General features: G+C 60.4%; 17 protein-coding genes. 11 read left to right on the forward strand and 6 right to left on the reverse strand.

Annotation, left to right across the window (positions count from 1 at the left end):
* Positions 1-165 precede the first annotated feature (165 nt).
* Positions 166-1,179 carry a phage integrase family protein gene (locus P3T21_RS37035; RefSeq protein ID WP_429260823.1) on the reverse strand — a complete coding sequence of 338 codons (1,014 nt, stop codon included), beginning with the start codon at positions 1,177-1,179 and terminating at the stop codon, positions 166-168.
* Between the two features lie 1,151 nt (positions 1,180-2,330).
* Between P3T21_RS37035 and P3T21_RS37040 the strand changes: the two genes are divergently transcribed.
* Together P3T21_RS37040 and P3T21_RS37045 are read left to right on the forward strand one after the other, a co-directional pair.
* Entirely contained in the window at positions 2,331-2,549 is a 219-nt protein-coding gene (locus P3T21_RS37040) for a four-helix bundle copper-binding protein (protein ID WP_376776535.1), read from the forward strand.
* Positions 2,550-2,633: 84 nt separating this feature from the next.
* Complete coding sequence (locus P3T21_RS37045; RefSeq protein ID WP_429260824.1) at positions 2,634-3,281, forward strand: dienelactone hydrolase family protein; 648 nt, start codon at positions 2,634-2,636, stop codon at positions 3,279-3,281.
* Here P3T21_RS37045 and P3T21_RS37050 read toward each other — a convergent pair.
* Both P3T21_RS37050 and P3T21_RS37055 read right to left on the reverse strand, forming a co-directional pair.
* On the reverse strand, positions 3,278-4,393 hold the full coding sequence (locus tag P3T21_RS37050) for a CapA family protein (protein ID WP_429260825.1): 1,116 nt from the start codon (positions 4,391-4,393) through the stop codon (positions 3,278-3,280). The two genes, P3T21_RS37045 and P3T21_RS37050, sit on opposite strands and share 4 nt — an antisense overlap.
* Before the next feature lie 499 nt (positions 4,394-4,892).
* Positions 4,893-5,081, reverse strand: a complete 189-nt coding sequence (locus P3T21_RS37055; protein ID WP_152762527.1) for a hypothetical protein — start codon at positions 5,079-5,081, stop codon at positions 4,893-4,895.
* Positions 5,082-5,652: 571 nt separating this feature from the next.
* On the opposite strand from P3T21_RS37055, the gene katG reads away from it, so the two are divergent.
* Positions 5,653-7,833 carry a catalase/peroxidase HPI gene (gene katG, locus P3T21_RS37060; RefSeq protein ID WP_429260826.1) on the forward strand — a complete coding sequence of 727 codons (2,181 nt, stop codon included), beginning with the start codon at positions 5,653-5,655 and terminating at the stop codon, positions 7,831-7,833.
* A 926-nt stretch (positions 7,834-8,759) separates the two neighbouring features.
* Here the strand turns inward: katG and P3T21_RS37065 are convergent.
* Positions 8,760-9,620: a LysR family transcriptional regulator gene (locus P3T21_RS37065; protein ID WP_429260827.1), complete on the reverse strand. Its 861-nt coding sequence runs from the start codon at positions 9,618-9,620 to the stop codon at positions 8,760-8,762.
* A 160-nt stretch (positions 9,621-9,780) separates the two neighbouring features.
* Between P3T21_RS37065 and P3T21_RS37070 the strand changes: the two genes are divergently transcribed.
* The 4 genes from P3T21_RS37070 (at position 9,781) to P3T21_RS37085 (ending at position 13,155) form a co-directional block, all read left to right on the forward strand.
* Positions 9,781-10,290, forward strand: a complete 510-nt coding sequence (locus tag P3T21_RS37070) for an MFS transporter (protein ID WP_429260828.1) — start codon at positions 9,781-9,783, stop codon at positions 10,288-10,290.
* A gap of 95 nt (positions 10,291-10,385) precedes the next feature.
* Positions 10,386-11,357, forward strand: coding sequence for an alpha/beta fold hydrolase (locus tag P3T21_RS37075; protein ID WP_429260829.1), 972 nt, complete (start codon positions 10,386-10,388; stop codon positions 11,355-11,357).
* A 106-nt stretch (positions 11,358-11,463) separates the two neighbouring features.
* The gene (locus P3T21_RS37080) at positions 11,464-12,195 is read left to right on the forward strand and encodes a glutathione S-transferase (protein ID WP_429260830.1); all 732 of its coding nucleotides are present in this window, start codon (positions 11,464-11,466) and stop codon (positions 12,193-12,195) included.
* A gap of 78 nt (positions 12,196-12,273) precedes the next feature.
* The gene (locus tag P3T21_RS37085) at positions 12,274-13,155 is read left to right on the forward strand and encodes an NAD(P)H-binding protein (RefSeq protein ID WP_429260831.1); all 882 of its coding nucleotides are present in this window, start codon (positions 12,274-12,276) and stop codon (positions 13,153-13,155) included.
* 138 nt (positions 13,156-13,293) lie between these two features.
* Here P3T21_RS37085 and P3T21_RS37090 read toward each other — a convergent pair whose 3' ends face one another.
* Complete coding sequence (locus P3T21_RS37090; RefSeq protein WP_429260832.1) at positions 13,294-13,545, reverse strand: hypothetical protein; 252 nt, start codon at positions 13,543-13,545, stop codon at positions 13,294-13,296.
* Positions 13,546-13,727: 182 nt separating this feature from the next.
* On the opposite strand from P3T21_RS37090, the gene P3T21_RS37095 reads away from it, so the two are divergent.
* The 4 genes from P3T21_RS37095 to P3T21_RS37110 all read left to right on the forward strand — a co-directional run bounded on the left by P3T21_RS37095 (position 13,728) and on the right by P3T21_RS37110 (position 16,423).
* On the forward strand, positions 13,728-14,609 hold the full coding sequence (locus P3T21_RS37095) for an NmrA family NAD(P)-binding protein (RefSeq protein ID WP_429260833.1): 882 nt from the start codon (positions 13,728-13,730) through the stop codon (positions 14,607-14,609).
* 30 nt (positions 14,610-14,639) lie between these two features.
* On the forward strand, positions 14,640-15,014 hold the full coding sequence (locus P3T21_RS37100; protein ID WP_429260834.1) for a hypothetical protein: 375 nt from the start codon (positions 14,640-14,642) through the stop codon (positions 15,012-15,014).
* A 71-nt stretch (positions 15,015-15,085) separates the two neighbouring features.
* Complete coding sequence (locus P3T21_RS37105) at positions 15,086-15,799, forward strand: SDR family oxidoreductase (RefSeq protein WP_429260835.1); 714 nt, start codon at positions 15,086-15,088, stop codon at positions 15,797-15,799.
* A 162-nt stretch (positions 15,800-15,961) separates the two neighbouring features.
* On the forward strand, positions 15,962-16,423 hold the full coding sequence (locus P3T21_RS37110) for a MarR family winged helix-turn-helix transcriptional regulator (protein ID WP_429260836.1): 462 nt from the start codon (positions 15,962-15,964) through the stop codon (positions 16,421-16,423).
* Positions 16,424-17,067: 644 nt separating this feature from the next.
* Here P3T21_RS37110 and P3T21_RS37115 read toward each other — a convergent pair.
* Positions 17,068-17,816, reverse strand: a 749-nt coding sequence (locus tag P3T21_RS37115; RefSeq protein ID WP_429260837.1) for a DNA-binding protein, incomplete at its 5' end; no start/stop codon positions are given.

A 17,816-nucleotide genomic window follows, 5' to 3' on the forward strand; every position in this document is an offset into this window, starting at 1 on the left:
CCCTGCACTCAAAACCTCGTCAAAGAGATAACAAAGGCACAAACCGCGACACTTCTACTTTGCTGCCACTACGACACTTCAGAATGGCCTCGACATTGTGTGTAGAGGCTAAGTTGTAATGTCCGCTTGTAGCCAAAGTGCCGTTACGTAATCCGTTTCGGATATTCAACGTAATCCGTTGTGGTATTTGAAAACGACTCCTTCTCGGCTATTTCTATAAGGAATTGGGTCAATGTTCGAGTCCTGAAATTGATCCAGCAATTTCCAGGGCAAATTGCGTAGAGCCCAAGTGAACAGCAATTCAGCCGACCTGAATCCTGGAAGCTCAACGTTCATGGTTCGGCGATGCGAGGATTGGCCCGACAGGGGCATGCTGCTCCGGCACCCTTCCGTCCCTTCTGTGTCATCTGGAAGTTTAAAGTACTCTAAAGGGGCGATCGACGTTGACGGTAGTCGTCCGCCTTGCAGGTCGTGAAGTGGCGCCCCGGACTCATCGGACCGGATTGGAGCCGGCCGTCGGCCGAGTGTCCACGCGTTCGCATCGAGCCATGCGGTTATCCGGCCAGCCGTTTGTTGTCCGATCTGAGGGACCTGTCTGTACCATCGACGTCCCTGCTCAGAGATGGTCTCAATCAGTTGATCAAGCGTAACGATGCCAACGCCGATAAGATTATTTGCGGTTTCGTCATCGAACCAGCTGGCGACATGGTGCTCCGGTCTCGGATATTCGACAAGCCGGCTTTCAAGGTGAGCCAGCGCCATCAACTGCTTATTCCTTAATCGTGTATTGCGCGAATCGCGGCGCGAGATTGTTTCAGCGCTTTCAGCGCCGCCAACGCGATCGATTGCGGATCCAAGATATTCCGATGCTGGGTCCAGCTCCGATAATTGCGTACCTCGGAACAGCGGGCTGAGGGCGCCAGGGGGAATTGCCAAAAGCCGGGCCGTGCTGAAATCGTTTCGTGCGATCGCAGCATCCCTGAGTGCTGCGAGAAGCCATCTTTGGGCCGTAAAGGCCTTCCGCCCGTCCCGCCCGATGTTCAGGTATGGGTTTGCCGGCTCGATCAGACCGAGTCCGGAGAGATATGCACGCAGGAACGCGAAATGGTGTGTGCCGATTCGTCGGGGTTCATGACCGAGCGATTTGATCACGTCGGCGCGAGCGGAGAGTCGGGGCATGGACGCGTCTCTGGTGGCATGGGCGTGGCTATCTCCGGTTGTGAGATAGTCCTGCCAACTCTAGTAATTCTGCAGCCGATTTCCGTCCTTGCGCAACCGCTGGGTGACGTAAGAAAACGTGATCCTATCTTCCACGTAAATCTGGACGCTTTGCTCCGTAGCCTCGGCCTCAGACCACCCTCCGGTTTCTCTGCTCGCCGGGGCGTGAGCGGAGCCCCGCTTCCTTACACACGCTTCTCGTTGACAACTTTGCTTATGTAAAATTTCGGATGCCGAATTAATGAATGCCTATTTTTTAGAATCGCATCCCCAGCGTCGACACTACAAGAATTATCCCTAGTTGCATCCTCGATACGCCCCCTTCCCTCTGACTACCTGGGGGCGAATCGCCAAGTCGGCTATCGGAGCGGAACGGTCATTCCGTACCGTCGATCGAGGACAGGTCATCGGCCATTGCCGACATTGGGGAGAGCTGGGTTCTACGTCAGCAATGGGGCGGATTGCTGACAGTGGCGGCATCGAGCAGTCGGACGGCAGCTTCCTGCATCAGCGAACTCACACTCCCGACCCTGAGCCGCCCCTCGAGCAGGCGCAGACTGAGCGGCAGCTTTCAAGGATAGAACGGCCACCGCTCCACTGGAGCAGGCGGCAACCGTTGCGGTCGTTGCACTCATTTGCTATCGCCGTTGGTCCAAGGAAGGTTGGCCGCACTGGGACGCTTCGGTTGAGACGGATGTCAATCACCGAGCGGCCATCGCGGAAAGCGTCGACCTGCGAGATTAGTGCCTCAGTTTTCACCTTGTCTCGAAGAATCTCTTCCGGAGCCGCGGCGAACCGGTACAGCGAATCAAACTCGAAACGTTTAACGAAGCTATTCGCGAGGAATCCGGCTCGTAGCTTCGCTTTACGGCACCGACACGAGCGACTACGCTGCTATGAGAGCCGCGCTGGTCGGCCCTGAAGTTGTCGCAACACGTTGCGCCCTGCCTTCGAGGAGAGCACTCGGCGGACGCCGAACAACTCTATTCAAGTCTGGAGCTTCGTCGATGAACCCCGAAATCTATCAGCCGTCTATTGAAGCCTGCGATGCTTGTGCCGCTGCCTGCGATCGTTGCGCATCCGCCTGCCTCGATGAACCGGGCCGGGTTAACATGGCCAAGTGTATTCGCCTCAACGCCGATTGCGCTTCGCTATGCCGCCTCACATCTGCGGCCTTGGCTAGACAAAGCCATTTCGCACCCGAGTTTTGCGAACTCTGCGCACGGATCTGTGACGAGTGCGCCGATGAATGTGCGCGGCACGCACCCGAGCACTGCGGAACATGCAGCGATGCGTGCCGGAGATGCGCGGAGGCGTGCCGGGCAATCTAGTGTCTTGCTCAGCATCAGCGCGCCCGCCGACGGCGAGCGCGTCGCGTATCGGGTCGGAAAATGTCGTACCCGGCTTGAGATGTCATGGAACCCCGACTCCAAATGCAGGAAGTCACCATTCCGGTAGAGGACGCCTTCCTGATGGGCACACTCGCGCTGCCACAGGACGCTCAATCACTGGTTCTGTTCGCGCACGGCAGCGGCAGTTCACGATTCAGCCCCCGTAACCAGTACGTGGCCACCGAACTCAATCGGGCCAGGATCGGAACGCTGCTGATGGACTTGCTCTTCGAGCAGGAAGACGCCGGTCCCGCTGCCCGCTTCGACATCAAGCTGCTGGCGGTGCGTCTCGCGCAAGCAACGGCCTGGATCGCGGCGAAGCAGACGACACGCCTCTCTTTCGGCTACTTCGGCGCGAGCACGGGCGCGGCTGCGGCGATCCGCGCGGCGCACGTGTCGTCGGTCCCGATTGAGGCGATCGTTTCGCGAGGCGGCAGGCCCGATCTCGCCGGACGCGATGTCCTCGCCGCGGCGCAGGCACCCACGTTGCTCGTGGTAGGCGGGCTCGACACCAATGTCATCGAAGTCAACTGGGAGGCATTCGCTCTGCTCGAATGTCCGAAGGATCTTGTGATCGTCCCCGGCGCGACCCACCTGTTCGAAGAGCCCGGCACACTGGAAGCCGTTGCGCGGTACGCGGTGCAGTGGTTCGAGCGTTATCTCGGCGCCTAAGCGCCCGCACGCAGCACGAGCGTGTCGTTAGCGCGGCGCTCCACAGTGGCGCCCAATGGCTGACTCTCCCGATTCAGCGTTTCGTGTAACCATCGAATGCCTTCTTCAGGCGCCCGGTTGATCTGGAAGTGGCACGTCTGCGTCGGCGTCATCGACAGTTCGGCCAGCTTGCCCGTTTCAAGGTCGAGCGTGGGAAAATACATCAGCGCAAGGTCGCTGCGAAACGCTTCCTGACCGCCGATACCTTCATAGTCGTTGATGAAGTCCCCGGCGCCGTACAGGACGAGTTTGCCTCGATACAGCTCGATGCCCTTCACGTGATGCGACGAATGGCCGTGTACGAGATGCACGCCCGCCGAATCGATGAGTTCATGCGCGAAGTATCGCTGCGAAGCAGGTATGTCGAAATCGAAGTTCTCGCCCCAATGGATCGAGACGATGACAATGTCGGCTGCCTGCCTGACCGCTCGCACCTGCGCCGCGATCGTGCATACGGTGTCAGCCGAAAGATCAGGGAGCCGGTTCACGCCGGGACGGCCCCGTTCGGCGGCCCAGTCCGCGCCCACGCCGCTGCATTCCGTGGCAAAGGCGAAGATCATTACTCTGCCGCCGCCGGCCAGTTCGATCAAGGCAGGCGCGGCCGCCTCGACGTCGTCCTGCCCCGCGCCGGCCGTATGAATGCCGGCTGAACGCAAGGCATTCAGAGTTTCCTTCAATCCGCGATAGCCCCAGTCGAGCACATGATTATTCGCGAGCGCGCAGCAGTCGATTTTCGCGGCGCTCAAGACGGGCGCGTTGCCGGGATGCATGCGGTAGTGGATGCCCTTTCCGGGCCATGCGTCCTCGCTGGATGTAACGGCCGTCTCGAGATTGACGATGCGCGCGGCAGGACTCATGCGCTCCAGTTCGAGCAGCGCATCGCCCCACACGTAGCTGAACGGGACACACTCCGGTAACGGGCCCGCTATTTTCGCTTCAGCGAGGCGCACATACCCTCTCGCCGAACGCATATAGGGTTCGAAGAGATGGGGCAGGTTCGGATGCGGCAGTATCTGATCGATACCGCGTCCCAACATCACGTCCCCGCACAGAAACAGTTTGATGCAGTTCATCCTTCTGGAAAAAACCAATGTTCCCGGTGCGGTAAGCCGCCCAGGACGACTTCAAGATAGTTTTCTGGCACTTCGGCGTCTAGCGTTCGGGGCTGTACAGAAGCGCCTGCCGCGTGCAATCACTGCTTCGCACTCGCGACGCAGGTTCTACAATCGTTCCGCTCTCTCGCTCACAACCGACGATGCGATTGCGTACCGGGCGTTGCTGCGACGGCCGGCGCCGTCCGCGCGCTGGACGGGCCAGCACTACGTGATCATCAATCCGTTTGCCGGCGTCATGGTGCGCGGCGACACTCCGAATTCTCGAGCGTTCGCGGAAGAGGGGTTTGCGGCCCATGCTAACGTTCAATGTGCACATCAACCGCGTCGTGCGAATCTCGATGCACAGTGCGGCCTATTCTCAGGTGATTTTGGACGCAGCGGGCCGGGGCACCATATCGCATGGCGCCTCCTGAATTGCTAGCCCTCTTTCACTGAGCGCCTGGGAGCGGACTCCTCATCAGCGTCTCGTGATGTTGACGGCCACGATTTCGTATCCGGGGTCGGCGTGCTCGTTCGCGACTTTGTTCGCTTCCTCATACGAGAGAAAGGACGTGGCTTCCTTAATCTCCGGTGCCATGCCGATATCGCCGTCCTCTGCGGTGCAGAGGAACTTCTCGCCTGTCTTCACGACGTAGACGGTCGTCATGTCTCCCTCCATGGCTTGCAGGGGAACTTCCAGTCTAGCAGGCCGGAAGGGTTGCACACGGTTCGCTGAGTCGATTCCGTAACGTCCTCGCGGGAGGCGTTCCGCCCTCCGGTTTTTGTGCGTCATTCCATCATTCTGTTCACAACCCAAATTGACGTGCCGCCATCCTTCAGCATCCCCGTCATAGCGGTTGCGTCATAGGCCATGTGCGGCCCGCTAAAGGCAAAGCTCGGCGATAGGCGCTTGACGACCCTCAGCCGTCGTCCGGCTCCTCAACGCCTCGATGCCCGCATTTGGGGTGCTACAGACAGTGACGCCGGGCTTGGGCGTTGGGAATATCCGGGCAGGCATGTCAGGTCTGCGGTGCAATCGCAACCTGTTTTCCCGGGCGACGCCAGAAACCGGTAGTCTTCGGGCGACCGTCGGCTTCGGTGTCAGAGGCTATCGCCGCCATTGTGCATCTCAATAGGCGCGCCATAAGAATGGACTATGCTGTACTGGCGGGTTGTGCCCGCACGCATGTCGTGGTGCTGGCACGGCCTTTGAACAACCGTGACCTAGTGAGAGAACGATGCCATCCGAAGCTCAATGCCCGTTCTCGGGCGATGCCTCCATTGCCACACGCGTCGTCGCTGGCACCATGACCAACCAGGATTGGTGGCCCGACCAGCTACGCGTTGACCTTCTGAATCAACATTCCGAGAAATCCGATCCGCTTGGTCGGAAATTCAACTACCGCGAGGAATTCAAGAAACTCGACTATGCGGCCCTCAAAGCCGACCTGCGCAAGCTCATGACCGACTCGCAGGATTGGTGGCCGGCCGACTTCGGTCACTACGGCCCGCAATTCATCCGTATGGCCTGGCATGCCGCCGGTACCTATCGCACGGTCGACGGCCGTGGCGGCGCAGGCCGCGGCCAGCAACGCTTCGCGCCACTGAACTCGTGGCCCGACAACGTCAACATCGACAAGTCGCGCCGCCTGCTGTGGCCGATCAAGCAGAAGTACGGCCAGAAAATTTCGTGGGCCGACCTGCTGGTTCTGACGGGCAACGTCGCGCTCGAAACGATGGGCTTCCGCACCTTCGGCTTCGGCGCCGGCCGCGAAGATACCTGGGAGCCGGACAACGACGTGTACTGGGGCGCGGAAACGACCTGGCTCGCGCTCAGCAACGATCCGAACAACAAGCGCAGCCGTTATTCGGGCAAGCGCGATCTCGATAATCCGCTCGCCGCCGTACAGATGGGCCTGATCTACGTCAATCCGGAAGGCCCGGACGGCAATGGCGACCCGGTCTCGGCGGCGGTCGACATCCGCGAGACCTTCGCCCGCATGGCAATGAACGACGAAGAGACCGTCGCGCTGATCGCGGGCGGTCACTCTTTCGGCAAGACCCACGGCGCGGGACCGGCGACCCACGTGGGCCCCGCTCCCGAAGCGGCTCCGGTCGAATTGCAGGGCCTCGGCTGGGCTAGTACCTACAAGTCGGGCACGGGCGGCGACGCGATCGGCAGCGGCATCGAGGTCACGTGGACACAAACGCCCGCGCAATGGAGCAATGCCTTCTTCGAAAACCTCTTCAAGTACGAATGGGAACAGGAAAGGAGCCCGGCGGGCGCGATCCAGTGGGTCGCCAAGAATGCCGAAGCGGTCATCCCTGGCCCGAGGCCCGATTCGCCCAACCGCAAGCCGACCATGCTCACAACCGACCTGTCGCTGCGCTTCGATCCCGCGTACGAGAAGATCTCGCGTCGCTTCCTCGACGATCCGCAGGCGCTTGCCGAAGCGTTCGCACGCGCCTGGTTCAAGCTGACTCACCGCGACATGGGCCCGAAGGCACGCTACCTCGGCCCGGAAGTGCCGCGCGAAGACTTGATCTGGCAAGACCCGCTGCCAGCGGCGACGCACCATCCGAGCGAGACCGACATCGCCGATCTCAAGGCGAAGATCGCGGCTTCGGGCCTGTCGGCTTCGGAGCTCGTCGCGGTTGCGTGGGCTTCGGCCTCGACCTTCCGTGGTTCGGACAAGCGCGGCGGGGCCAACGGCGCGCGCATCCGACTCGCGCCTCAGAGCGACTGGGCAGTCAACCAGCCCGTCGCCGGCACGCTGGCGAAGCTGGAAGAAATCCAGAAGGCTTCGGGCAAGGCGTCGCTCGCCGACGTGATCGTGCTGGCCGGCAGCGTCGGCATCGAAATGGCTGCGAAGGCAGCGGGTCTCACGCTCACGGTGCCGTTCGCGCCGGGCCGCGTCGACGCCACCGACGAGCAGACCGATGCAGTCGCGATGGCTGTTCTCGAACCCGTCGCCGATGGCTTCCGCAACTTTGAGAAGACCAGGTCGCCGGTTCCGGCCGATGCATTGCTGATCGACAAGGCCCAGCTGCTGACTCTGACGGCTCCGGAGATGACCGCGCTGATCGGTGGCCTGCGCGCCATCAACATCAACGCAGACGACAGCAAGCACGGTGTCCTCACGAAAACACCGGGCGCGCTCACCAACGACTTCTTCGTCAATCTGCTCGACATGGGTACCGAGTGGAAGCAGGCCGGCGATATCTACGAAGGCTATGACCGCAAGACGGGCCAGCTCAAGTGGACGGGCACCCGCGTGGACCTCGTGTTCGGTTCGAACTCGATCCTGCGGGCGCTGGCCGAGGTGTACGGCAGCGCCGACGGCAAGGGGCGTTTCGTCAACGACTTCGTGTCCGCCTGGGTCAAGGTGATGAACCTCGACCGCTTCGACCTATCCTGACGCGAGACTACAGCGGGCGGCTGCCAGACATGAGCCGCGCGAGCGCAGTATGCAAAGCCGGAGGTTTGCGCCTTCGGCTTTTTTCAGGTGCGTCCGAAACGCGATCAGCCGGCCGCGCCTCGTTCCCCCCGCACGCGCAGTCTCGTCAGCGTGCGTTGTCGGTACGCGAGCGACCGAAAACGGAGCGAAGCCGCCGCCCAAATGTCGGACTTACGACCGACGCGAATGACGCTTCATGGCCGACTGTACGCGTTGAGCCCCTTCGCCGTCAGCCGCCGGTCGAAAACATTCGCCTTGGGCAGCGGCAGCTTTTTGCGTCATATCTCAGCGGGTGCAACCGGCCAAAACCTGCCGTTCAGCGAGCGGGCAAACTTGCCGTTTGAACGGCTGCAGCACCCCGGAACCTGACGGACGAACTACGCGCACAATTCGGCCTCAGCTGACGTTCAGATGTCGCGGTTGGTAAGGCAGCTTAGGGTTGCTCTTTTGCCATTCGTACCGCCGCGACCGCGAATGTCAGCTCTCGCTGCAGCCGGAGGAGTACTTGCGACCCTCAGCAGACGTTGATGTTGTGGCGTCTAATGACCGAAATCACACGCATAGGCGACAATGGCGCGCGGTTTTGCCTGACTGCACATATGCGTCGCACTTCTTTGGACATGCCTTCGAAAACATAGCGTTGGGCGAACTCAATGCGAACGACTCGATCTTACTTTGGACCGTAACGTGCTCCGGCCGGATCTCGAGGCGGCGAGCACTGCGGAGGGGGGGCGAACCCGCGGCGATCGTTTGGCTATGCCGTGCAACCTGCGCGCAGGCCTACACTCACCCTGTCGGGCAACTCTCTTGCAGAAAGGGCATGGTGGCTCGTCACCGAGACCTACCCGCCGGCCGGACCCACGCCCGGGTAGTCGCCACCCATTTGACTACTCGTGCCCGACGAATTCGTCGGCGAGCTCTGCGGCGATTAAATCTATCACTACGCGTATAGCCGCATTCCGTCGCATATCGGCGTGAGCCACGAGATAGATGTCACGCGACAGCCTTTCGTCCGTTTGCAGTGCCAGCACGCCCTTGTCGGCCTCGGCGAAAAAATGCGGCAATACGGCGATGCCCAAACCCATGCGCACCGCGGCAAGCTGGCTCGTCAGATCATTGCTCCTGAACCGAATCCCGCGGCCGTCGGCAAAGCGGTAAAGCCATTCCTGTTCGGGCACGTGATCGAGCGACGAGTCGTAAGCAATGAATTGCCACGCTTCGCTGGGCAGGTCGGTATAGCCCGGTGCCGCGTACAGCCGATAGGCCATCCTGCCGACTCTACGCGCGACATTGGTCATTTCGGTGGGTCTGGACAGGCGCACTGCGATGTCCGCCTCCTGGCGACCAAGCGAAATGAAGGACTGGTTGCCCAGCAGAACCAGATCAAGTTCGGGATGCCGCAACCCCAGCTCTGCAATGCGCAACGCGAGGAAGGCGCTCGCGAGGGAAGGCGGCGCACTCACCGTCACCTTCGCACGTGCTGTCGTTTTTCGCGCCCGCACTCCCCTTTCCAGCGCATGGGCCTGCGCCAGCATACCTTCGGCCGCGCTAGCCACTTCGCCACCCGCCTCCGTCAACTGCCACCGTCTCGCAAGCCGGTCTACCAGTCTTTCGCCCAACGCATGCTCGAGCGCCGCGATATGCCGCGCGACGGTGGCGTGGTCCACTTTCATCGTCCGTGCCGCGCCGGACAGCGTCCCGGCCTCCGCTAAAGCTAGGAAGTGCCTCATATCGTTCCAGTCGAACATCGGTGCAAATTCTCACAAGCAAGGTGAAATCTTGCCGGATTCCCGGCCGCTGGTCCCGCTGATACATTTTGCACGAAGCCGACATCTTCGCGAAAAACCGAAATTACTCTCGTCGGGCGTTTCTTCGACTCGGCAGTCAGCGTTTTTTTTTGGAGCCCGATTGTTCAACATCCTTCCACTTTGTCTCGGCACATTTGCACTTGGGATTGATGCCTACATCATGGCAGGCCTGCTGCCCGGCATAGGTTCGAGCTTCAATGTTCCAGCCTCGGTTGCAGGGCAGACGGTCACGATTTTCACCGCCTGCTACGCCATTACAGCGCCGCTTTTCGGTGCGCTGACCGCCGGCAAGCCCGTCCGCCGGGTGCTCGGCGTGGCGCTCGTCCTGTTCATATTGGCGAACGTGCTGAGCGCGACGGCTTCCGGTTTTTCCACACTGCTAGTGTCACGCGCGGCCGCCGGCCTGGGCGCAGGACTCTATAGTCCGATTGCGTTCAGCGCCGCTGCGAGCATGGTTTCCCCGTCACGACGCGGGCGTCGGCGGACTCGCGCTGGGTACGGCTGCCGGCGTTCCGGGCGGTCTCGTTCTCGCGGAACACTTCGGCTGGAGAAGCGCAATGCGGCTGATCGTGATGCTCGGGTCAATTGCGTTCGCGGGAGTCGTATTTAACAGTCCGCCTGACCCCGCGCCCCCGTGCGTACCCAGGACATTTCGTCCGCTGATTCCGATCGTTGCATTGATATCCCACCATGACAGGAAAACCAATGAAGCATTTCAGCAAGACCTCCGGCCTTCGCTTGAGTTTTATCGTGTCCGCTCTCGCGGCGGCTTTCTACCTGATGCCCGCGAATGCGGCAAGCACCAGGACCGCGCCGGCGAACGGTATTTCGACCACCTTCCAGACGGTACCCACCCAGTTCATCAATGTCGACGGCACGCGAATCGCCTATCGTCGATTGGGAAAACGCGGCGGTATTCCGCTGGTGTTCTTCCAGCACTTTGTGGGCAACCTGGATGGTTGGGACCCGAAAGTCGTCGATGGCTTCGCACATGACCGTGACGTGATTCTGTTCGATAACGCCGGCGTCGGCAGCTCGGGTGGCGAAGTACCCGCCACGATCGAAGCGATGGCAAGGCAGGGTATCGCCTTCATTCGCGCACTTGGCGTCACAAGGGCCGATCTGCTCGGTTTCTCGATGGGAAGCCTCATCGCGCAGGAAGTGGCTGTCGAACAGCCCGATCTGGTTCGTCGAGTGGTGCTGGTGGGGAGCGGCCCGCGAGGCGGCGCGGGCATGGCTACACTGACACCGGAGTTCCAGGGCGTTCTAGCGAAGAAGCGCACACCGCAGCAGGACCTATTGCTCGACGTCTTCTTCACGAAGTCGGATAGATCGCAGGCTGCCGGACGCGCGTTTCTGACGCGAATCCACGCACGAAAGGCAGATCGTGATGATGCCATCGGCGCCAGGGTGGCGCCCGCCCAGGTTGCCGCGTTTGCAGCGTGGGGCGTCCCAAGCGCGGACTCCACCGCTTATCTCCACGCGATCAAACAACCCGTCCTCGTGGTCTCCGGCAGCAACGACATCGTCCATTACACGATTAACTCCTACACACTGCAGCAGAACCTGCCGGATGCCCAGTTGATCATTTACCCAGACTCGAATCACGGATCACTCTATCAATACCCCGATCTGTTTTTGAAAGACGTGACCGTGTTCCTGAACCAACCCGGGTAACAGCCGGCTCGCTCCCGGCCAGATTGCCAAGCCAAAGCTGCACCGATGCGCAATACGGGCATCGCAATGACCTTTCCCCCGACACGCACTATTGAAGGTGGTTCAAATGAAAATCCATGACATTGAAGGTTTCCCTAACCCGGCTCGCATTCGCATCGTGCTGGCGGAGAAAGGAATGGACTCGCAGGTGGAGTTTGTTCGCGTGCAGCTCTACGATGCGGAGCATCAAAAAGGTCCGTTCCGGGAAAAGAATCCGACATCGACGGTTCCCGTTCTTGAACTCGACGACGGCACGTTCATTGGTGAATGTGTTGCGATCGCGGAGTATCTCGACAACCTCGACGGAAATCCGATCCTCACCGGACGCACACCCCGCGAAAAGGCGGTGATCCACATGATGCAACGGCGCGCTGACCATCAACTGATCGACGGCATAGGCGTGTTTTTCCACCACTCGACGCCGGGCCTCGGCAAAGCCAATGAGGCCTTCAAAAGTGCCGACTGGGTTTTCCGCAAACAATGGGGCGACAAACACGGGGAACGGGCGATAGGGGGAATGAAATACTTCGACGGTGTTCTGCGGACTCAACCCTACGTCGCGGGCGACCAGTTCTCCGTCGCTGACATAACAGTGTGGGCAGCGTTGATGCACGGGGACTACGCAGGACTGACGGTCCCGGCCGATCACACCGCGTTGCTGGAATGGCGAGCCAGGATCAACGACCGTCCTAGTGTCAAAAACCGAAGCGGCCAGAACCTCATTGCCGAAGACCTACCGCATCTGGAACCTCTGCTTGCCTATCTGAACGGCAGGGCCGCCACGTCGTCTGCGAGCTAACTCGGTGATTGCCTGCTTGCCGACAATCTTCCGCACTCGCGACGAGTGTCCATGCCCTTTTAGTTTGGAGAGTCCAACATGCCGCAACACAAGTACCTGATCACCGGCGCCACCGGCAAAACTGGCGTCCACACGATTCGCCATCTTCTCAAAAGCGGACACATGGTTCGCGCCCTCGTGCGTCAGGAAGACGAGCGCAGTGCATTGCTCCGGAGCGAGGGCGCAGAAGTCGTCGTGGGCAATCTTCTCGAGCATGACGACGTGATACGCGCGATGGACGGCGTAACGGGCGCGTACCTGTGCTATCCCGTCCACCCTGGTTATATCCAGGTCACCGCGTATTTCGCGGACGCTGCGCAGCGCGCAGGCGTTGAAGTCGTTGTGGAAATGTCGCAAATTTCCGCCCGGGAAGATTCGAAGAGTCGCGCCGCGCGCGATCATTGGATCGCGGAACGTGTGCTCGACTGGTCGGGCGTACCGACCGTCCACATTCGCCCGACGTTCTTCTCCGAATGGCTGATTTTTCCATGGGTGCGCGATCCGATCGTGCAAGAAGGCAAGATCACGCTGCCCTACGGTACGGGGCGCCACGCGCCGATCGCAGCCGAGGATCAGGCTCGCCTGATCGCCTCCGTCCTCGCACAACCGTCCAGCCATATCGGAAAGACCTATCCGCTGTTCGGACCGGTCGAACTGGGCCAGCAAGAGATTGCCGATGAAGTCGGCAAGGTTCTGGGTCGCAAGATAGCCTATCGTCCGTCAACCATCGAGCAATACCGCGAGCATCTGGAGAAATACGATCTGCCGGAATTTTTAATCCAGCACTTCCTCGCGATCGCCGTCGACTACCAGAACGGAATTTTCTCCGGCGTAGATGGCGTTATCGGCGAGATCACCAGGCGAGCCCCACAAACCGTCGGCGACTTTGTGAGAACCCATCGTCGAGCGTTCGAGCAGTAAATTCTTGCAACGGCCTTGTAAGGACCGGTGCTCGCCTACGCGTCGAGCTCTTCCGGCGCACGCTCACGTGCTTTGCCAGCAACTTCGGGGCATGACAGTAACAGTACTTGATGCCGCGGTCGGCATGATGCCGCACGATCAGGTTCGAGTCCGGGCCGAGTTCCCATCGGCAGCCTGGGTCATCGTGCGCCGGATCGTCATTGTATCGAGCAGCGCAGGATTCACGCGACCGCTCATGTTGCGGAAGATCGCGGCCTCGCCCGGCTTCAGCCCGAAAATGTCCATCAGATCGACGCGCGGGTCGACGCCGCCGAAGATAAACGTCTTGCTCGACGACATCATGCGCATGCCCGGATCGCAGTCATTGTTGGCGAATTCGGCGTTGCGCACGATCAGGCTATCCGGACAGCCATCGATCCATCGCTGCCAATGCCGCCGGCCCAATAAAGCACGACGTTCCAGATGTGCGGCACCGAGTTCAGCGCGGACAGGAATGCCTTGACAATTAGAGCATATGCTCCTATCTTGTTCAAAAGAGAGCATATGCTCTAACTTTCGAATGGAGCGAAGCTATGAACCAGGCCGAATTACTTGTGAGCGGTGCAACTGGACGGACCGGAGGTATCGCTATCGACGAATTGCTCAAGATGGGCAAACGCGTGCGGGCATATGTGCGCACAGATGACGATCGTGCAGCCGCCCTGAGGCAGCGCGGAGTCGATATCGCTGTCGGGGACTTCACCGACATCAATGACATCCGCGCAGCCATGGAAGGAATCCGATCTGCCTATTTTCTTCATCCGATCGCGCCGGGAATCATCGGAGCTGCTGCCTATTTCGCGCAGGCCGCGAAGGAAGCAGGCGTCACGGCGATCGTCAACATGTCGCAGATTTCCGCGCGCCGGGAGTCGAAGAGCCACGCGGCCCAGGATCACTGGGTTTCCGAGCGGGTCTTTGATTGGTCAGGCGTTCCGACTACGCATCTCCGTCCCACCTTCTTTGCCGATTGGCTCGCCTATCCGCATTTTGCGAAGGAGATCTGGGCCACGAAGAAGATTGAATTTCCCTTCGGCAACGGCCGTCACGCACCCATCGCCGCTGATGATCAGGGGCGGGTTATCGCCAATGTCCTGGCTAACCCCGAAGGCCACGAGGGCAAGACCTACGCACTCCATGGCCCCGTCGAGATGAACCATACCGAGATCGCCGAAGCGATGAGCGAGGTTCTCGGAGCCCGGATCGAATACGCGCCGACTTCCATCGAAGAGTTCCAGATCAAGATGGAAAACCTTTACAAATTCCCGCCGTTCCTCACGCAGCATCTGGTCGAGGTCGCTCAGAACTACCGCGACGGCGTCTTCTCGGGCACCAACGACGTCATCGAGAAAATTACCGGAAAGCCGCCCCTCTCGGTCCAGCAGTTCGTCGCGCAGAACCGGGCCGTATTCGCGTGAGCGCGACCTTAAACGAGTCGAGGTTTGAACATGTCATCCACTCAAGATGAGCGTCATCCGTTTCTGGACGATCTGACTGCTGACGCAGAGTTGGTCAGCTCGGTATTGCGCGGCCCCGTCATCGGACGTGACGAAATCCGCCTGGCCGTCGACGCCGTCGGAACCTTCTACGCCTTGCAGACGCCCACGTTTGTCCAGGCGGACGGTTCGCGGCTCGTTCTCGAGTACGAGGCCGTTCTGACGAACGGCGAGAACCTGAGCGCGGCCGTTGTAGTCGACCGCAACGCCGACGGATCGGTGCCGCGCGTGAGCGTCCGGATGAGTCCACTTGGCGCCGTGCTGACTCTCGCCGCTCATCTGCGGGAGACACTTTCAAAGCAGTTTCCGGAAAGCCTTTTTCTTTGAACCACCCGCCCGCGAGTCCGCGGCGGATGTTGCCTCACCGGAGGCACGCAGTTTTAAAAAAGGAACATGTCATGGATGTCAAGAACGCCACTGTCTTTATCACCGGCGCCAATCGCGGCCTGGGTCTGGCTTTTGCACGAGAGGCACGCCGGCGCGGGGCGGCGAAGGTATACGCGGGCATGCGTAACACGAACGGCTTTGAAGAGCCGGGCATCGTGCCCGTCAGGATCGACGTTACGGATACGGCGTCGATCGCCACAGCCGCGGAACAGGCGGCAGACACGACTCTGCTGGTTAACAACGCGGGCATCGCCGCGCTGATCGACGGGCCTCTGGCGCATGACGTCGAAGCGCAATCGGCTCGCATGTTCGATACGAACTACTACGGCGTAGTGCGCGTCACAAAGGCCTTCGAGCCGATATTAGCGGCCAAGCCGGATGCGGCGATCATTAACGTGCTTTCCGACATCGTTTGGCTTCCGCGGCCCTATCTGGCACCGTATGCTGCATCAAAGGCAGCAGCGTGGAGTTATACGAATCAACTTCGCTTTCACCTGCAAGCGCGCGGAGTTCAGGTTCTCGGCCTGCACGTTGGGTTCGTGGACACCGACCTGACCAACGGCATTGACGTACCCAAAGCCAGCCCGGAGGACGTGGTGCGACAGACCTATGACGCACTCACCGCCGGCAAGAGCGAGATTATGGCCGATAAGGGAACAGCGATACTGAAGAGCACGCTTGCGGCTGAGGTACCCGGCTACATCACTCCGCCGGCAGGGCTTTGAACGCTGCAGATCACAAGAGTTGGATTCAGGAGCTAGAGACGAGGCGCGCAGATCACACTGAAACCAGCGCTTTCGGCGTCAGCTTTTTGTCGAAAGAGACTGCCGCACCTTCGCGCGTGCGCGTAGCGTTCTGGCAATCAAAGGAATAAGGAGTGGAACCAGATGTTGCCGTTCGACCAGCCGCTTGGAATCGATCAATGCAACTGCTTCGCAGTGAGGAAGGCAAGCAGGCAGATTTCCCGCCTCTACGATAGTCATCTCGAGCCGGCGGGCCTGCGCATCACGCAATTTCTCACCATGGCTGCACTGGACGAGGTGGGAAGTGCCGCGGTCAACGCTCTTGCCGAACGGCTCGATATCGAACGGACGGCGATGGGAAAGATGGTCGGCTTCCTTGAACGCGACGGCTTCGTCACGATCAGGCCGTCGCCCACAGACGGCCGAAGCCGCCTTGTTGAGCTTACCGAAGAAGGACGGCGCCTGCACGAAAGAGCGGCGCCGCTCTGGCGGGAAGCGCAGCGGGAGTTCGAGCAACTGAACGGCGTAGAAAATGTCACGGCGTTACGGGAGGGGCTGAGAGGAGTGGTCGTCGGTGACGTGACGGTACGCTCAGCCGGGGACTGAAGCTCCACAAGAATTGCCACGAACGCACGAGACCACGCCTGCCCGGACGATAGGACGGTCGAGGCGTCGACAAACACGAATGTGGCATGGACGGATTGAATCCGCAAACCCACAGCGGGCGCACGCAATCGGTAACGGCGACTCGCTGCTCAGAGTCGCCTGCTCTCCTTCCAACGGCAGCAAAACTGCCGTGCAAACCGTTCCTGGATCTGACGGCGGCAAAGCTGGCTATAGCCGCCATTGGTCGATGGTCGCACCGGCGGGCTGCTATGGCCGAACAGTTGTCCCCGAAAATTCGGCTTGAACGTCCGGACCACGCGGTTTTCAGTCGGTAAGCACGCGTCAGCGCGACTGGCCGTAGAGGGTCGGGAGTGTGAGTTCGCTGATGCAGGAAGCTGCCGTCCGACTGCTCGATGCCGCCACTGTCAGCAATCCGCCCCATTGCTGACGTAGAACCCAGCTCTCACCAATGTCGGCAATGGCCGGAATGCGCTCGAAAAATGAGCATGTTACGAGAGAAAAAACGTTGGGCGCTCCTTTCCAGGATATCGCCCGTCGCGCCTCACTTCCTCGGAAAAATCGGCGGCGTGGTGGACGTGCCCCGATGGCCCCGTTCCAGCGACGTTACAGGGCCGACACTGAAATCAGGATGCCGATCGCTTCTTCGCCGCGACTTTATGTGCGACGCGGCGAGGCTTGCGGGTCTCGACAGTCGATTGCGGGCGCTTCTGCGTCTCCGACTGGTTCGCCATGGCTGTCGCCAGTTGCAGCCTCAATGCGCTGAGTTCTGTGATGTATGAGGTGTTCGAATCGCGAAGGGCTTCCAGGCTCCCCTCCATGACACCTGCTTGATGACGTGCGTCGCCAAGCTGAACCTGCAGCGACTGGATTTCCTCCCGATGCCGGGTCTCGCCCAGTTCCGCCCTGCGCGCCACGGAATCGAGGTCCTTCTGGAGTCGTGCGCTGGCGCTCCGCTCACGCTCGATCTCGAGCAGCGCCCGCTTCTCTGCCGCCTGTAGTCGCTCTTGCTCCAGATCAGCACTGGCGCGCAGCTTTTCAAGCTCACCCGAAAAATCCGCCCTCGCCTGCACCAGCGCCCGATCCCGTGCACCAATCTCATCCTGCTGCCGTGCGATTTCCGCCTCAAGTGCCCGGCGCGTTGCCTCGCCTGCTGCCTGCGCCTGTTCCACTTCCTGGATGCGCACCTGCGCCGCCAGCAAGGCAGCGGTGCGCTGCTCGAGCGCGGTTTCGGTCCGTGCAAGCTCGGCCTGTACTGACACGACCTCGTCCTGTGCAGCCGTAGACCGCATTAAATTTGTCACCGTTGCGACAGTAATTCTGTCACCCATTGAAAGGCCGAGGTAAACGGGTAAATCGTCTCCTTGGCGCATTG

This window comes from Paraburkholderia sp. GAS334, from assembly GCF_050436625.1.
Classification (GTDB): Bacteria; Pseudomonadota; Gammaproteobacteria; order Burkholderiales; family Burkholderiaceae; genus Paraburkholderia.

Excerpts from the sequence above, each read along its gene's own strand:
- P3T21_RS37065 (WP_429260827.1), bottom strand. The coding sequence starts at position 9,620 with ATGTTCGACTGGAACGATATGAGGCACTTCCTAGCTTTAGCGGAGGCC.
- katG (WP_429260826.1), top strand. The coding sequence starts at position 5,653 with ATGCCATCCGAAGCTCAATGCCCGTTCTCGGGCGATGCCTCCATTGCC.
- P3T21_RS37080 (WP_429260830.1), top strand. The coding sequence starts at position 11,464 with ATGAAAATCCATGACATTGAAGGTTTCCCTAACCCGGCTCGCATTCGC.
- P3T21_RS37105 (WP_429260835.1), top strand. The coding sequence starts at position 15,086 with ATGGATGTCAAGAACGCCACTGTCTTTATCACCGGCGCCAATCGCGGC.
- P3T21_RS37035 (WP_429260823.1), bottom strand. The coding sequence starts at position 1,179 with ATGCCCCGACTCTCCGCTCGCGCCGACGTGATCAAATCGCTCGGTCAT.
- P3T21_RS37095 (WP_429260833.1), top strand. The coding sequence starts at position 13,728 with ATGAACCAGGCCGAATTACTTGTGAGCGGTGCAACTGGACGGACCGGA.
- P3T21_RS37075 (WP_429260829.1), top strand. The coding sequence starts at position 10,386 with ATGAAGCATTTCAGCAAGACCTCCGGCCTTCGCTTGAGTTTTATCGTG.
- P3T21_RS37050 (WP_429260825.1), bottom strand. The coding sequence starts at position 4,393 with ATGAACTGCATCAAACTGTTTCTGTGCGGGGACGTGATGTTGGGACGC.
- P3T21_RS37040 (WP_376776535.1), top strand. The coding sequence starts at position 2,331 with ATGGCCAAGTGTATTCGCCTCAACGCCGATTGCGCTTCGCTATGCCGC.
- P3T21_RS37085 (WP_429260831.1), top strand. The coding sequence starts at position 12,274 with ATGCCGCAACACAAGTACCTGATCACCGGCGCCACCGGCAAAACTGGC.
- P3T21_RS37045 (WP_429260824.1), top strand. The coding sequence starts at position 2,634 with ATGGAACCCCGACTCCAAATGCAGGAAGTCACCATTCCGGTAGAGGAC.
- P3T21_RS37110 (WP_429260836.1), top strand. The coding sequence starts at position 15,962 with ATGTTGCCGTTCGACCAGCCGCTTGGAATCGATCAATGCAACTGCTTC.
- P3T21_RS37100 (WP_429260834.1), top strand. The coding sequence starts at position 14,640 with ATGTCATCCACTCAAGATGAGCGTCATCCGTTTCTGGACGATCTGACT.
- P3T21_RS37055 (WP_152762527.1), bottom strand. The coding sequence starts at position 5,081 with ATGACGACCGTCTACGTCGTGAAGACAGGCGAGAAGTTCCTCTGCACC.